This is a genomic window from Luteimicrobium album, assembly GCF_030161555.1.
Taxonomy (GTDB): domain Bacteria; phylum Actinomycetota; class Actinomycetes; order Actinomycetales; family Cellulomonadaceae; genus Luteimicrobium; species Luteimicrobium album.
In genome coordinates, this window is record NZ_BSUK01000001.1 from 3,917,098 (window position 1) to 3,932,952 (window position 15,855).

Here is a 15,855-nt window from a genome sequence, read left to right on the forward strand (position 1 = left end):
CGACGGCGTCGCGGCCCCGGGCCGTGCCGGACAGCGCGCGCAGCGCCTCGGCGACCTCGTGCCACTGCTCGCCGCGCTCACCGCGCGCCTGGGCCGTCGCGACGTCGCGCCGCAGGCCCCGGCGCTCGTCGTCGGCAGCGCTGCCAGGTTCGGCTGCCGAGCGCGACAGCCGGCGCACGAGCGCCTCGAGGGTCAGCCCGTACGTCTTCGCGAAGGGCTCGCCGAGCGACTGGCCGTGGTCGGAGAGCACGACGACGTCGTAGGGCCGCGCGGTCTGCCGGCCGAGCTGCTCGAGCAGCCCGACGACGCGGTCGAGGCCCTCGAGCGAGCGCAGCGACTCGGGCCGCAGCGGGCCCGCGTGGTGGGCGACCTCGTCGTGGTCGACGAAGTCCACGAAGATCACGGGCGCCCCCTGCACCATCTGCTCGGCGACGAGCGACGTGTTGAGGTCGCGCAGCAGCACGTTGGTGATCGCGCGCAGGGCCGGGTAGGCGCCCAGGCGCGAGACGCGCGGCTCGACGCGCCGCGCCGTCTGCTGCCAGCCCTGGTACAGCTCCTTGACGAGCTCGCCGACCGTGAGCAGCAGGGCCCGTACGAGCACGAAGGGACTCGAGCAGAACTCGACGAAGGTCGCGCCCGGCCCGAGCCCCCGCCGCGCGCGGCTGACGACGAGCAGGCTCGTCGCCGCGCCGCCGCTGAACATCGTGGAGACCGCCGCGCCGCCCCCGGCGAGCAGCCCGGGGCCCGCCTGCACGAGACGCTCCTCGAGGAGCGCGGCGTCGCGCGGGTGGTTGGTCACGAGGAGCCGGCCCAGCTCGCGGTCCCACCAGCGGAACGCGGGGACGCGGTCCGCGGCGCCGTGCAGCAGCCCGGCCTGGGAGGCGGGCGTCGTCGACGGCACCTGCGCCCACCACGGCTCGAGCCGGTGCGTGCCGGCGCGCAGCCACCGCGTGAGCGTCGGCGCGAGCCCGGCCTGGACGGCGTGCTCGAGCGTCCCCTGGGCGAGCCCGTCGAGCTGGACGATCAGCACGCCCCGCTCGCCACCGGGCACGGGCGCCGACCTCCCGCCCGCGCGCTCCGCCGCACGCGCGCGGCGTCGGGCCCCGCGGCGGGCCCGACGGCGCAGGTCGCCCAGGACGTAGTCGTTGTCCCGCAGGCCCAGCAGCCAGCGGCCCACGGCCATCACGACGGCGGCGACCACGAGCACCGGGACGACGTCGGTGCCGTGGCTCAGGTGCACGCCCGGGACGTGCACGAGGGCCGCCCACGCGATCAGGACCTGCGCCGCGAGCCCGAGCAGGAGCGCCGAGAGCGGCCCGAACCGGGCCGCGAGCACCCGCAGCGCCGGGCGCACGACCGCGTCGCCGACGGCCACGGCGAGCGCGACGACGAGCACGGCCCACGGCGAGGAGACCGACACGCCCGGCACGACCAGGAGCGCGACCGCGAGCCCCGCGGTCGTCGCGACGAGCGACCACACCGACTCGCGCAGGTCCGCGACGCGCGAGGCACGGTCCTTCGTGGGTCGCGCCGGCTCGGCGGCCATCAGCGCGCGGGCGGCGCGGGTCGGCGGCGGTCCGAGCCCCAGCGCCGCTCGTCCGGCACGTCCATCGCGTCGCACAGGGCGTGCCAGACGACGCGCGGGTCGACGCCGTCGTCGAGGGCCTGGACCGCGGTGCGCGAGTCCAGCTCGGTGAGGACCTGGACACCCGCGAGCGTGCGCCCGTAGGCGTCGCCGAACACATCGTCCACCAGGGACCAGAACTCGCTGTACCGCACGGCACCAGCCTGCCACGTGCCGCCCACCCGGGCGGGTGTGGGCGGGCCCGACCACAATGAGACGGTGCCACGCTCCTCCGCCACCCCGGTTCCGGCTCCGCCGGGAAGGGGCTCGACCGCTTCGGCGCGGCGACGCGCGACTGGTTCGCGGGCGCGTTCGAGGCGCCGACCGCGGCGCAGACCGGCGCCTGGGACGCGATCGGGAGCGACCGGCACGCGCTGGTGGTCGCGCCGACCGGGTCGGGCAAGACGCTCGCCGCGTTCCTCTGGTCGATCGACCGCCTGGTGCGGGCGTCCGACGACGAGCCCGAGCCCGCCCGACGCTGCCGGATCGTCTACGTTTCGCCCCTCAAGGCCCTCGCCGCGGACGTCGAGCGCAACCTGCGCTCGCCCTTGACGGGCATCCGGCAGGCCGCGGCACGGCGCGGCGAGGCCGTCCGCGAGGTCCGCGTGGGCCTGCGCACGGGTGACACGCCCGCCCGCGAGCGCCGCACGTTTGCCACGGCGCCGCCCGACGTGCTGGTCACGACCCCGGAGTCGCTGTTCCTCGTCCTGACGTCGGGCGCGCGGGAGGGGCTCGCAGGCGTCGAGACGATCATCGTCGACGAGATCCACGCGCTCGCCGGGACCAAGCGCGGCGCGCACCTCGCGGTCACGCTCGAGCGGCTCGACGCGCTGCTGGACCGGCCCGCGCAGCGTGTCGGCCTGTCGGCGACCGTGCGGCCGGTCGACGCGGTCGCCGCCTTCCTCGCGGGCGCCCGGTCGCCCGCGGACGGGGGCCGCGACGTCGTCGTCGTGCAGCCGCCCGCCACGAAGCGGCTGCGGATCGACGTCGAGGTGCCCGTGCCGGACCTCGCCGACCTGCGCGCGACCCCGCTCGCGGTACCGGCCGGCGCAGGTGGCGGCCTCCCGCCCCTGCCCGACGGCGAGCCCGACCTCTCCGGCCCGGCCGCGGTCCCGCTCCCCCTGCCCGGCGACGCGGCGGGCTCGGGGCCGGGGCGGTCCCCGCGCTCCTCGATCTGGCCGCACGTCGAGGAGCGGATCGTCGACCTGGTCGCGGCAGACACCGGGGCGGACGAGGTCGCGCACCAGGCGGCCGGGCGGGTGCAGCGCTCGACGCTCGTCTTCACGAACTCGCGCCGGGGCGCGGAGCGCCTCACGGCCCGTCTGAACGAGCTGTGGGCCGAGCGACAGGGCGAGGACGTGCTCGACCCCGGGACGATCCGCGCGGCCCAGGTGCAGGCGCAGTCGGGCGCGAGCGCGGGGATCGAGCCGGTCGTCGCGCGCGCCCACCACGGGTCGATGAGCCGCGCGGAACGCACCCGGACCGAGACCGAGCTCAAGGAGGGCCGCCTGCCCGCCGTCGTCGCGACGAGCTCGCTCGAGCTCGGCATCGACATGGGCGCGATCGACCTCGTCGTGCAGGTCGGCTCGCCGCCCAGCGTGGCGAGCGGGCTCCAGCGGCTCGGCCGCGCGGGCCACCAGGTCGGCGCCGAGTCCCACGGCGTGATCTTCCCGACGTTCCGCGGGGACCTCGTGCCGGCGACCGTCGTGGCGCAGCGCATGCTCGCGGGCGAGATCGAGCAGGTGCACGTCCTGCGCAACCCCTCGACGTGCTCGCGCAGCAGGTCGTCGCGATGGTCGCGATGGACGAGTGGACGGTGGACGACCTGGCGGCCGTGGTCCGGCGCGCGCTGCCGTTCGAGCAGCTCACCGACGGCGCCCTCACCGCGGTCCTCGACATGCTGGCCGGCCGCTACCCGAGCGAGGAGTTCGCCGAGCTGCGGGCGCGCGTGGTGTGGGACCGCGCGTCGGGCACGCTCACCGCGCGGCCGGGCGCCGGGCGCCTCGCGGTGACGAGCGGCGGCACCATCCCGGACCGCGGAATGTACGGGGTGTTCCTCGTCGGGTCGGGCGACGACGCGACGGCCGAAGAGCTCGGTGACCCCGTCACGGGCCCGTCCGGGCCGCGCGGCGGGACCGGCCGCGCGCCGCGCCGCGTGGGCGAGCTCGACGAGGAGATGGTCTACGAGTCACGCGTGGGCGACACGTTCACGCTGGGGTCGAGCACGTGGCGGATCGAGGAGATCACGCCCGACCGGGTCCTCGTCTCCCCCGCCCCCGGGCTCCCGGGACGGCTGCCGTTCTGGAAGGGCGACTCCCCGGCCGTCCCGCCGAGCTCGGCGCGGCGATCGGCGCCTGGGTGCGCGAGACCGCTGCCGGGGCCGCGACCGATGCCGACGCGGCGCACGCCCGGCTGCGCGACGCCGGGCTCGACGGCTGGGCCGCCGACAACCTGCTCGCCTACCTCGCCGACCAGCGCACCGCGACGGGCACGGTGCCCGACGACCGGACCGTCGTGGTCGAGCGGTTCCGTGACGAGCTCGGCGACTGGCGGGTCGTGCTGCACTCCCCGTTCGGGGCGCGCGTGCACGCGCCCTGGGCCCTGGTCGTGGCGCGGCGTCTGCGCGAGCGGCTCGGCGTGGACGTCGCGGCGATGCACTCCGACGACGGGATCGTCCTGCGGCTGCCCGACATGGACGCGGGGCTCGACACCACCTTCGGCGAGCCCGGCGACGGCGAGCCGTCCGGCGCCGCCTCGGGTGCGTCGATCACGCTCGAGGACCTCCTACTGGAGCCCGACGAGGTCGTCGAGGAGGTCCGCGACGCGCTCGGCGGCTCGGTGCTGTTCGCGGCGCGCTTCCGCGAGGCCGCAGCCCGCGCGCTCCTGCTGCCGCGCCGCCGGCCCGACAAGCGGCAGCCGCTGTGGCAGCAACGCCAGCGCTCGGCGCAGCTCCTGTCGGTCGCGTCCGGCTACCCCCAGTTCCCGATCGTCCTCGAGGCCGCGCGCGAGTGCCTCCAGGACGACTTCGACACCGCGGCGCTCGCCGACCTCATGCGCGCGGTCCAGGGCCGCCGGGTGCGCGTCGTCGAGGTGACGACCCCGACGCCGTCGCCGTTCGCCCAGTCCCTCCTCTTCGGCTACACCGCGCAGTTCCTGTACGACGGCGACGCCCCGCTCGCGGAGCGGCGCGCGGCCGCGCTCGCGCTCGACCCGGCGCTGCTGTCCGAGCTGCTCGGCGGCGACGGCACCAGCCAGCTCGCGGACCTGCTGGACCCGGAGCAGGTCGAGCGGACCGAGGCCGAGCTGCAGGCGCTCGCGCCCGGTCGCCAGGCGCGAGACGCCGAGGGCTTGTGGGACGTGCTGCGCCGGCTCGGGCCGCTCCCGACGTCGGCGCTCGCCGCCCGCACCGTGCCCGACCGGGGCGCGGAGGCCGCGACCTGGCTGGCCGGGCTCGAGGCCGCGCGCCGGGTCATGCGCGTCCGCGTCGCGGGGGCGCCGGACGACGAGCAGGACCAGTGGGCCGTCGTCGAGGACGCCGCCCGGCTGCGGGACGCGCTGGGCGTCGCGCTCCCGGTCGGGCTGCCCGAGGTGTTCCTCGAGCCCGTGCCCGACCCGCTCGGCGACCTGGTGCGGCGCCACGCGCGCACGCACGGTCCGTTCCCCGCGGGCGACGTCGCGGCGCGCTACGGCCTCGCGCGCGCGGTCGTCGTCGAGGTGCTGAGCCGGCTCGCGGCGACCGGCGCCCTCGTGCGCGGCCGGTTGCGGCCCCCGTCGCTCGGCGGGGTCGGCGACGAGTTCTGCGACTCCGACGTGCTGCGGACGCTCCGGCGGCGCTCGCTCGCCGCACTGCGGGCCGAGGTCGAGCCGGTGCCCGGACGGGCGCTCGGGCTGTTCCTCCCGGCCTGGCAAGGCGTGACCGGAGGCGCCGGCGCCACGGGCACAGGGACGGCCGGAGGCTCGGGGCCCCTGCGCGGGGTCGCCGGTCTGCTGCGCGCCGTCGAGCAGCTCTCGGGCGCTGCCGTGCCGGCGTCGGCGCTCGAGACGCTCGTGCTGCCCGCCCGGGTCCGGGACTACGCCCCCGCGCTGCTCGACGAGCTGACGACGTCGGGCGAGGTCCTGTGGTGCGGGCACGCTGCCCTGCCGGGGTCCGGCGGCGGCGACGGACTCGTGAGCCTGCACCTCGCCGAGACCGCGCACCTCACGCTGCCCACGACCGAGCCGCTCGACGAGACGGGCGCCGGCACTCCTCCATCTGGCGGTCCTCGACGTGCTCGAGCACGCCGGCGGCCTCTTCCTGGGGCGGGTCGCCGAGCTCGCCGAGGCGGCGCAGTCCGCGGTGCTCGAGGCGCTCTGGGACCTCGTCTGGGCGGGGCGGGTGACCAACGACGGGCTCGCGGCGCTGCGCTCGCGCCTCGGCCCCGCCGGCGGCGCACACCGTGCACCGCGCGCCGCCGGACGCGCCCGCCCGGTCCGGCGCGCGGGCCTCGGCGGGTTCGGCATCGGCACGCTCGGCGGCCGCGCGGCCGGTGGGCGGGCGGCGGCCACGGCCGAGCTGCGCGGCGGCGCCGGGCGGTGGGCGGCGCTCCCGTCGCGCGAGCCCGACCCGACCCGCCGGACGACGGCGCTCGCCTCCGTCCTGCTCGACCGGTACGGGGTCCTCACGCGCGGCGTCGCGAGCGCCGAGGGCGTCGTCGACTACTTCCGCGGCGTCTACCGGGTGCTCGCCGAGCAGGAGTCGCTGGGCCGCGTTCGCCGGGGGTACTTCGTCGAGCACCTGGGCGGCTCGCAGTTCGCGGTCCCCGGTGCGGTCGACGCCCTGCGTGCGCACGCGAGCGACCTCGAGGGCTTCGCGGACCACCCGGAGCGGGCGCGGTCGCTGCTGCTGGCCGCGACCGACCCGGCGAACCCGTACGGCGCCGCGCTGCCGTGGCCGGACACGATCACGGCGACGACGACGCCCGCGGACGGCGGACGGCGCGCGGCCGGGGCCCGGCCGGGGCGCAAGGCCGGGGCCGTCGTCGTGCTCGTCGGGGGCGCGCTCGTCGCGTACGTCGAGCGCGGCGGCCGGTCCGTCCTCACGTTCACGTCCGACGACGCGGCGCTCACGTCGGCCTCCCGCGAGCTCGCCGCCGCGACCGACGACGGCAGGCTCGGACGGCTCACCGTCGTTCGGCTCGACGGCGCGCCCGCGCTCGACGCCGTCGCGTCCGGCTCGGGCACCACCCCCGCGGCGCGCGCACTCCTCGCAGCCGGCTTCTCACCCACGCCCGGCGGGCTGCGCCGGTCCCCCGGACGGGGGCGCGGTGCCCGAGGGTGACGTCGTCCTGCTCACGGCCCGGCGACTCGACACCGCGCTGCGCGGGCGCCCGCTCGACCGGGCCGAGCTGCGCTGGCCGACCGCCTTCGAGGTGGACCGCGTCGGGCGGACGGTGCTCGAGGTCGCCGCGTACGGCAAGCACCTGCTGACCCGGTTCGACGACGGCCGGACGCTCCGCACGCACCTGCGCATGGACGGGACGTGGCGGATCGCCCGCACGGGCACGCCGCAGGCGCGGGCCCGAGACCCACGGGTCCGGGCCGTGCTGGCGAACGCGACCTGGACGTGCGTCGGGACCGATCTCGGCATGCTCGACGTCGTCCGGACGCGTGACGAGCGCACGCTCCTCGGGGACCTCGGGCCGGACCTGCTCGCGGACGGGTTCGCGGACGGCACCCCCGAGGCCCGCAGGCCGGGAGGGCGGGCCGGCGTCGACCTCGCGACCGATCGGATCCTCGCGGCCGACGGCGCCGGCGGCTTCCGCCGCGAGCACGACCCTGCGGACGGCGCGCCGCTCGCCGAGCTCCTGCTGAGCCAGCACGGCGTCGCGGGGCTCGGCACCATCTACACGGCGGAGACCCTGTTCGCGCACCGGCTCTGGCCCTGGACCCCGGCGCGTGCCGTCGGGCCGGGTGGCGTCCGCGACCTCCTGCTGACCGCCCGGCGCCTCGAGCTCGCGGCGGTCGCGACGGGACCCCAGGCGCAGGAGCGGTACGTCCACGGACGCGAAGGACGGCCGTGCCGCGTGTGCGGCACGGCCGTCCAGGTGGGGTCGCGAACCGGCCGCCGTTCGAGCGGCCGGTGTTCTGGTGCCCGGTCTGCCAGGCGCCCGGTCAGCCGACCGGGGCGAGGTCCTCGGGCGCGCCGTAGCACGCGCGCGAGGCGTCGGACAGGAGCTCGCGGACCAGGTCGTCGCGCTCCTCGGGGCGCCCGGCGGGCGTCGTGAGCGCGGACATCGTGAGGTCCGCGGGGACGGTGTCGGGGATGGAGAAGCCCTCGGCGACGGCGACGCGGTCGCTGACCTCGCGCAGGACGAGCCACAGGGGCACGTCGAGCGCGTCGCAGATCGACGCGAGGAGCTCGGACGAGGCCTCCTTCTGGCCACGCTCGACCTCGCTGAGGTAGCCCAGCGAGACCCGCGCGTCGGAGGAGACCTCACGCAGGGTTCGGCCCTGACGCTGCCGGACGTCGCGGAGGACGTCACCGATCTCACGGCGGAGAACGATCATCGGGCGACCCCTCTCGTCTGGTGCCCGTGCGACCCGGAGATGACGCTCACCGGGGCGACCGGGCGGCCCTTTGGCCTGTTGCTGCTCATCGGCCTCTTACTGATCACGGCCAATCTAACGCACAGCGGTGGTCCGTTGTTCCGCGAACACGGGGCGCTCACGCTTTTCCCCCGGTGTCCGCTACGCCGGGGGCGAAATCTCCGGCTCGCCGACCCCGTCCCGCGGCTCGCGGAGCACGTCGAGCGCGAGCGCGAGCGCCGCCGCCGTGGCATCCGCCCGTACGACCGCACGGCCGCCGTCGAGGTGCAGCTCGCGCACCACGGTCGCCCCGGGCGCGACGAACGCCACGAAGACGAGCCCGGGCACGTGCCCGTCCTGGGGGTCCGGCCCGGCGACGCCCGTCGTCGCGAGCCCCACGTCCGAGCCGGTCGCGCGCCGCACGCCCGACGCCATCGCGAGGGCCGTCGGGCCGGCGACCGGCCCCAGCCGGCCGAGCAGCTCGCCGTCGACGCCCAGCAGGCGGGCCTTGAGGTCCGTCGCATACGCCACGACGCCGCCGCGGAGCACGAGCGACGCACCGGGGACCTCGACGAACGCGCTCGTCAGCGCGCCGCCGGTGAGGGACTCCGCGACGCCCAGCGTCCAGCCGCGAGCGCGGCACAGCTCGAGGACCCGCGCGGCGTCGGGCCGGTCGCTCACAGCGCGCTCCCCCGCGCGTCACGGTGCGCCCGCCGGACGCCCACCACGTAGTCGAGGCCCGTCACGACCGTGAGCACCAGGGCGACCACCATGAAGCACCACGCCACCACCGTGACCGCGTACGGCAGGTGGTCGAGGGGCGCGACGAACAGCCCGATGGCGACCGTCTGCACGAACGTCTTGATCTTGCCGCCCCGGGACGCGGGGATGACGCCCTCGTCGATCACGACGAACCGCATGACCGTGATCCCGACCTCGCGCACCAGGATCACGACCGTGACCCACCACGGCACGTCGCCGAGCACCGACAGCGTCACGAGCGCCCCACCCATGAGCGCCTTGTCGGCGATCGGGTCGAGCAGCTTCCCGAGCTCCGTGACGAGCCCCCGAGCGCGGGCGATCTGCCCGTCCACCCGGTCGGTGAGCGCCGCGACCCCGAACAGGGCGAACGCCGCCCACCGCCAGCCGGGACGCTCGTCGGCGCCGGACCCGCCGGTGGCGAGGAGCAGCACGAACACCGGGACCAGCAGGATCCGCACGACGGTGATGGCGTTCGCCACGTTCCACTGCGCACGGACGGAGTTGCTCACCCCGACAGCCTAGGCGAGCGGCTCGTCCCGGCCGTGCAGACGTCCCGAGGCGGCTGGGACCAGGGTGAATCGCCCAGGTAGAGTCTGCGGGTGCCCCGACATGTGCGACGTGCCCCTCTCGCACCGGACAGCGCTTCCTCGCCGGCTCCGTCGGCGTCCTGGCGACCGTCGTCCTCGTCACCCTGGCCGTCTCGGCCCACGGCGGGGGCACCCACGACCCAGCGACCCTCCCGACGCCCACGCGGACGCCGTCGGCGACGGTCACCCCGACGCCCACGCCCACTCCGACCGCCCAGGACGCCACCTTCACGATCGTTGCGGCCGGCGACGTGCTGCCCCACGGCGACGTGGTCGACGACGCGAAGACGGGTCCCGGCACCTACGACTTCTCGAAGGAGCTCTCCGGGCTGGACGCGTGGGTCGCAGGCGCGGACCTCGCCCTGTGCCACATGGAGGTCCCCGTCGCCCCCCAGGGGACGTCGCTCAGCGGATACCCGCGCTTCGGCGCACCCGCCGCCATCGTCCGCGACCTCGCCCGGCAGGGCTGGGACGGCTGTTCGAACGCGTCCAACCACTCCGTGGACCGCGGGTTCGACGGGATCGAGGCCACGCTCGCCGCGTTCGACGCGAACCACCTCGGGCACGCGGGGACCGGCCGCACCAAGAAGGAGGCCACGAGCCCCCAGCTGTACCGGCTGGAGCGCGCGGGCCGGACCATCACCGTGGCCCACCTGTCGGCCACGTTCGGGCTCAACGGGCTCCCCTGCCCGCGGGCAAGCCCTGGGCCGTCGAGCTGATCGACACCACGACGCTGGTCGCGCAGGCCAAGGCCGCCCGGGCCGCGGGCGCCGACCTCGTGATCGCCTCGATCCACGACGGCACCGAGTACGTGACGGCGCCGACCACCGACCAGCAGAAGGTCATGAAGGCCCTCGCCAAGTCGGGGCAGATCGACGCCGTGATCGGCGCGCACGCCCACGTGCCCCAGCCCGTCGCCAAGCTCGCCGGGGGCGTCGGCGGCCGCGGCATGTGGGTCGCATACGGCGTCGGGAACATGATCTCCAACCAGGACTCCGACTGCTGCGTCGCGCAGACCGACTCGGGCCTGCTCATCACCCTCACCGTGACCGCGCCCGGGCACGGCGGCGCGAAGGTCACCGGCTTCGAGTGGACGCCCCTGACCGTCGACCGCACCGGCGGGCACCGCGTCTACGCGATCCCGGACGTCCTGAACCGCAAGGGCGGTGTGGGCGACCTCTCGCACGCCGAGCTGGCCGCACGCCTCTTCCGCGTCAAGGAGGCCGTCGGCACGGCGGCGACCGAACGCACCGCGCCCACGGCCCCGACGGGGCCGCCGCCCGTCGTCGTGGCGCACCCCGGCTCGCCGACGAAGAGCCCGACCTCCACGAGCACCCCGACGAGCACCTCGACAAGCCCCTGACCGCTGAACGCCGACGGTGACGCTGCGTTCGCCGAGGGTGACGCCCGCGTGGTCGGGTCGGCGGGGCGGGTGGGGTGCGCGCGGTCTTCCATCCGCCTCGCTCGTTCCTCGCTCGGCTCCCGCCAGACCCGCCACGACCGCGCGCACCCCACCCGCCCCACACTTCGCCGTCGGCCCACCTCCACAGACGGTCACCCACCCCCGGGCGCGACCAAAGCCGGCCCTGCCCCCGCCGATGTTCGATCGCGTGCTCGGCCCCGGGCGTCGACCCGGTCCGACCACGGGGCTGTGCACCGACGTGGCGCCGAGCACGGGGTTGTGCACCCGTTGAGCGAGGCGGGTTCTAGCGGTCCCCGCAACACTCTGGCTGTTGGGAGTTGCGTTGGGGTCGAAGAGGACGTTGGTGTCGGTGGAGGTCAAGAAGGCGTTCTTCGCTGCGCTTGATCGGTTGGACGGGAATATCACGGGTGCCGCGCGGGAGGTCGGGGTGCACCCGGCGACGGCGTTCACGTGGACGAAGAAGCTGGGTATCCGGGGGCGGGGGCCCTCGGGTGCCAAGCTCGGGGTGCGGCGGGCGCCTCATCCGGGGCGGGCCGAGTACGAGCGTTTGCGGGCGGGTGGGGTCGCGCGAGCCGAGGCGGCGGGGCGGGTCGGGATCCATGTGCGCACGGCCCAGGAGTGGGACCGGGGCGTGCGTTGGGTCGGGGCCGGTCGGGTCTACCCGGACCGGGCCCGTGGCGGGGACGAGTCTGGTGGCGTGACCGCTCTCGTCGATGCCCGCGTCGATGTCCCTGTTGATCCGTCGCTCGCCGAGGTGGAAGCGGTCCTGGACCGCAGGTTCTTGACGTTGGCAGAGCGGGAGCTGATCGCGGACCTGCACCGCGCCGGTGCGTCGTTGCGGGCGATCGGGCGTGAGCTGGGCCGGCCGGCCTCGACGGTCAAACGCGAGCTCGATGCCCGTAGCACCGACGGGGTCTACCTGCCCTATGCGGCCCAGCGTGCCTGGGCCGCGTCCCGGCCCAGGTTCAAGGCGTCCAAGCTCGCGACCGACGGGCCGTTACGCGAGTACGTGGCCGGCAAGCTCGCCGAGCGGTGGTCCCCGGAGCAGATCAGCCATGCTCTTGCCAAGGAGTTCCCCGACCAGGAGGACATGCGGGTGAGTACGGAGACGATCTACCAGGCGATCTACGTCCAGGCCCGCGGCGGCCTGCGCCGCGAGGTCGCTAACGCGTTGCGCACCGGACGCACCCGCCGCAAACCCCACAAGAAAGCGGACCAGCGCACGCCCCGGTTCGTGGACGAGATGATCATGATCTCCGAACGGCCCGCGGAGGTCGAAGACCGGGCCGTGCCCGGGCACTGGGAAGGTGACCTGATCGTGGGCACCGCCTCGAAGTCCGCGATCGTGACCCTGGTCGAGCGCAGCACCCGGTATGTCCTGCTCGGGCACCTGCCGGGCGGGCACAGCGCTGAAGAGGTCCGGGACGTCCTGGTCCCGCTGATCGCGGCCCTGCCCGCCCATCTGCGGGCCTCGCTGACCTGGGACCAGGGAACCGAGATGGCCGCCCACAAGCAGTTCACGATCGCCACGAACGTCCCGGTCTACTTCTGCGACCCGCACTCGCCCTGGCAACGCGGATCGAACGAGAACACCAACGCGCTCCTGCACCAGTACTTCCCCAAGGGCACCGACCTGTCGATCTACAGCCCTGAGGATCTCGAGCACGTCGCCCAAGAGCTCAACGGCAGACCACGAAAGACCCTCGACTGGGACACCCCAGCCGAGCGCCTCCGTGATCTACTGACCAGCGTCTAAACCATCACGGTGTTGCGACCACCACGAGAATCCGCCGCGACGCATCGGTGCACAAGCCCGTGTTCGGCGCGGGCGACGGTGGCAGATCGCATGCTCGGAGGTCGGGCCCGCACCGACGACGGCGTCGCCCCAGCCCGGGAGGTCAGGATCGGTAGCCTCGGAGCGGGCCCGATGTCGGTCGTGACCGGCTCACGACGGCTCACGTCCCAGCACCGAGTGCACCAGGCGTCGCCGAGTCAGCGCGAATCACCCGAGTCAGCGCGAACTTCGCGCTGACTCGAACGAAACGCGCTGACTCGCGACGAAGGCGGAAGGCGAGACGACGGCCGCGCGGATGCCGGGACACGGGGAAGGTGAGACGACGGCCGAGCGGGTGGGTGCGGGAAGGTGGTGAAGGGCGTCAAGGAGTGCGCACGGCCCCCAGGGCCGAAGCACGACAGCCCGAACCACCTCGCCGCACCCACCCGCGAACGTCACCATCGGCGAACCCAACGTCACCGGCGGCGAACACAGCGGCCGGGTCGCGCGAACCTCAGCCGCGGCCGGTCAACGACCAGGCGTCGGTGTCGTCGTCGGACGCGTCGTCCGCCCCGTCGCCGTAGTCGTGCGCCACGGGCGGCCGGGACGCCTCGACGGCGTCTCCGCCCGCCTGGTCGTGCACGCCTCCGCCGGGTGCGGGTTCGCCACGCAGCATCGCGAGGGTCCCGGGCAGGTCGTCGGGCGTGACGAGGACCTCGCGCGCCTTCGACCCTTCGGACGGTCCGACGATCTCTCGCGACTCGAGCAGGTCCATGAGCCGCCCCGCCTTCGCGAACCCGACGCGCAGCTTGCGCTGCAGCATCGACGTCGAGCCGAACTGGGTGGTGACGACGAGCTCGGCGGCCTGGAGCAGCAGCTCGAGGTCGTCGCCGATGTCCTCGTCGACCTGCTTCTTGGACGCCGCGGCGGCGGTGACGTCCTCGCGGTAGACGGGCTTGAGCTGCGTCTTGACGTGCTCCACGACGGCGTGGACCTCGGACTCGCCCACCCAGGCGCCCTGCACGCGCATGGGTTTGGCCGAGCCCATCGGGAGGAACAGCGCGTCGCCCTGGCCGATCAGCTTCTCGGCTCCGGGCTGGTCGAGCACGACGCGCGAGTCGGCGAGGGAGCTGGTGGCGAACGCGAGGCGCGACGGCACGTTGGCCTTGATGAGGCCGGTGACGACGTCGACGGACGGCCGCTGCGTCGCGAGCACCAGGTGGATGCCGGCGGCGCGCGCGAGCTGGGTGATGCGCTGGATGGACGCCTCGACGTCGCGCGGGGCAACCATCATGAGGTCCGCGAGCTCGTCGACCACGACCAGCAGGTACGGGTAGGGCGCGATCTTGCGCTCGGAGCCGGGCAGCGGCTTGACCTTGCCGGCGCGCACGGCCGCGTTGAAGTCGTCGACGTGCTTGTAGCCGAACAGGGCGAGGTCGTCGTAGCGCGCGTCCATCTCCCGCACCACCCAGTCGAGGGCTTCGGCGGCCTTCTTGGGGTTGGTGATGATCGGGGTGATGAGGTGCGGGATGCCCTCGTAGATCGTCAGCTCGACGCGCTTGGGGTCGACGAGGACGAGCCGCACCTGGTCGGGCGTGGCCCGCATGAGGATCGACGTGATCATCGCGTTGATGAAGACGGACTTGCCGGCGCCCGTGGCGCCCGCGACGAGGATGTGGGGCATCTTCGCGAGGTTCGCGACGACGTACCCGCCCTCGACGTCCTTGCCGACGCCGATGACCATGGGGTGCTCGGTGCGGCGGGCGGCGCTCGAGCGCAGCACGTCGCCGAGCGAAACCGTCTCGCGGTCGGTGTTGGGGATCTCGATGCCGATCGCGGACTTCCCGGGGATCGGTGACAGGATCCGCACGTCCGCGCTCGCCACCGCGTACGCGATGTTGTTGGACAGCGACGTGATGCGCTCGACCTTGACCTTGGGGCCGACCTCGACCTCGTAGCGGGTCACGGTGGGTCCGCGCTGGAAGCCCGTGACCTGCGCGTCGACGTCGAACTGCTCGAACACGCCCGTGAGCGACTCGACGACGCGGTCGTTGGCGGCGGAGCGCGTCTTGTGGGGTGGCCCCTTGACGAGCACGTCCTCGCTGGGCAGGAGGTAGACCGTCTCGCCGTCGAACATGGGCTGTTCGCCCTTCGGCACCGGGCCGCGGGATGTCGGCGGCGCGGGGGCGGGGTGGAACGGCGGCGGCCTCGTCGGCCGCCAGCGCCGAGATCGCCTGCGTGGGCGCCTCGTGCGGGTCGACGGCCGCGGCCCGTGCCTCGGCGCCTCGACGCCGCTTGGGGGCCTCGGGCACGCGCTCGACCTCGGCGGCCTGCTCGAACGCCTCGTCGCCCGCGTACCCGGCGAGCCGGGCGGTCTCCTCGGCCTCTGCGCGCTCACGCTCCTTGCGCTGTGCGCGGGTCTCGCGCTTCTTGCGGACGGGCCGCGCGTCGTCGTCGGTGCCGTCGTGGCGCGAGACACCGTCGGCGAGCTCGAGCCCGTCGTCCGGCTCCCAGACCTCCTCGTCCCGCTCGGAACCGGTGAGCATGTGGTACGCCGAGCGGAAGCGCTCGGGGATCGCGTTGACCGGCGTGGCGGTCACGACGAGCAGCCCGAAAAGGCCGAGCAGCACGAAGATCGGGACGGCGAACCAGGGCGTGAGGGCGGTCGCCACGGGCGTCGCGAGGAGGTAGCCGACGACGCCGCCCGCGTCCCGCACGCCCTCGAACCCGTCGCGCGGGGCCGGGAGGCCGTCGGCGATGGCGACGAGGGCGCAGACCGCGGCGACGACGAACATGACACCGATCGCGACACGGCCGTTCGCCTGCACGCGCTCGGGGTGACGCATGAGCCGGACCGCGAGCCAGAGCAGCAGCACGGGCACCGCGACGCCGACCACGCCGAACGTCCCGGCGACGACCGCGTGCACACCGTCACCGAAGCCGCCGGCGATCCCCACCACTCGCGCGCGGCGACGACCACGGCGAGCGCGACGAGGAAGAACGCGACCCCGTCGCGACGGTGGGCGGGGTCGAGGTCCTTGGCGCCGTGCGAGATCCCGCGCGTCATCCCCCGAGAGCGTGCGCGATCCCCATCCACGTGCCGCGGACGGCACGCACGGGC

The 15,855-nt window shown here is 75.1% G+C and carries 5 protein-coding genes and 5 pseudogenes; 4 read left to right on the top strand and 6 right to left on the bottom strand.

The genetic code is table 11. The features are described 5' to 3' along the window. Positions 1-103: 103 nt before the first annotated feature. Together QQK45_RS20130 and QQK45_RS20135 are read right to left on the bottom strand one after the other, a co-directional pair. A pseudogene (locus QQK45_RS20130) lies at positions 104-1,546 on the bottom strand (alkaline phosphatase family protein); the annotation flags it as partial. Continuing rightward, entirely contained in the window at positions 1,546-1,779 is a 234-nt protein-coding gene (locus QQK45_RS20135) for a DUF3046 domain-containing protein (RefSeq protein WP_083890560.1), read from the bottom strand. The gene QQK45_RS20135 and the pseudogene QQK45_RS20130, both read right to left, overlap by 1 nt. Before the next feature lie 111 nt (positions 1,780-1,890). Between QQK45_RS20135 and QQK45_RS20140 the strand changes: the two are divergent. Together QQK45_RS20140 and QQK45_RS20145 are read left to right on the top strand one after the other, a co-directional pair. Further along, positions 1,891-6,941: pseudogene (locus tag QQK45_RS20140) on the top strand (Lhr family helicase); the annotation flags it as partial. Next, the gene (locus tag QQK45_RS20145) at positions 6,928-7,887 is read left to right on the top strand and encodes a DNA-formamidopyrimidine glycosylase family protein (RefSeq protein ID WP_348525309.1); all 960 of its coding nucleotides are present in this window, start codon (positions 6,928-6,930) and stop codon (positions 7,885-7,887) included. The pseudogene QQK45_RS20140 and the gene QQK45_RS20145, both read left to right, overlap by 14 nt. On the opposite strand, the gene QQK45_RS20150 is transcribed toward QQK45_RS20145, so the two are convergent. The 3 genes from QQK45_RS20150 to pgsA all read right to left on the bottom strand — a co-directional run bounded on the left by QQK45_RS20150 (position 7,775) and on the right by pgsA (position 9,459). Beyond that, positions 7,775-8,170 (bottom strand): helix-turn-helix domain-containing protein, encoded by a 396-nt coding sequence (locus QQK45_RS20150; RefSeq protein WP_284294723.1) that lies wholly within the window; start codon positions 8,168-8,170, stop codon positions 7,775-7,777. The genes QQK45_RS20145 and QQK45_RS20150 overlap by 113 nt on opposite strands. Before the next feature lie 180 nt (positions 8,171-8,350). Beyond that, on the bottom strand, positions 8,351-8,869 hold the full coding sequence (locus QQK45_RS20155; protein WP_284294724.1) for a CinA family protein: 519 nt from the start codon (positions 8,867-8,869) through the stop codon (positions 8,351-8,353). Further along, positions 8,866-9,459, bottom strand: coding sequence for a CDP-diacylglycerol--glycerol-3-phosphate 3-phosphatidyltransferase (gene pgsA, locus QQK45_RS20160; protein WP_284294725.1), 594 nt, complete (start codon positions 9,457-9,459; stop codon positions 8,866-8,868). Before pgsA ends, QQK45_RS20155 begins: the two co-directional genes overlap by 4 nt. A gap of 347 nt (positions 9,460-9,806) precedes the next feature. On the opposite strand from pgsA, the pseudogene QQK45_RS20165 reads away from it, so the two are divergent. Both QQK45_RS20165 and QQK45_RS20170 read left to right on the top strand, forming a co-directional pair. After that, positions 9,807-10,900: pseudogene (locus tag QQK45_RS20165) on the top strand (CapA family protein). 678 nt (positions 10,901-11,578) lie between these two features. Next, positions 11,579-12,716, top strand: a pseudogene (locus QQK45_RS20170) (IS30 family transposase). A 532-nt stretch (positions 12,717-13,248) separates the two neighbouring features. Here the strand turns inward: QQK45_RS20170 and QQK45_RS20175 are convergent. Then, positions 13,249-15,827, bottom strand: a pseudogene (locus QQK45_RS20175) (FtsK/SpoIIIE family DNA translocase). Between the last annotated feature and the right edge of the window lie 28 nt (positions 15,828-15,855).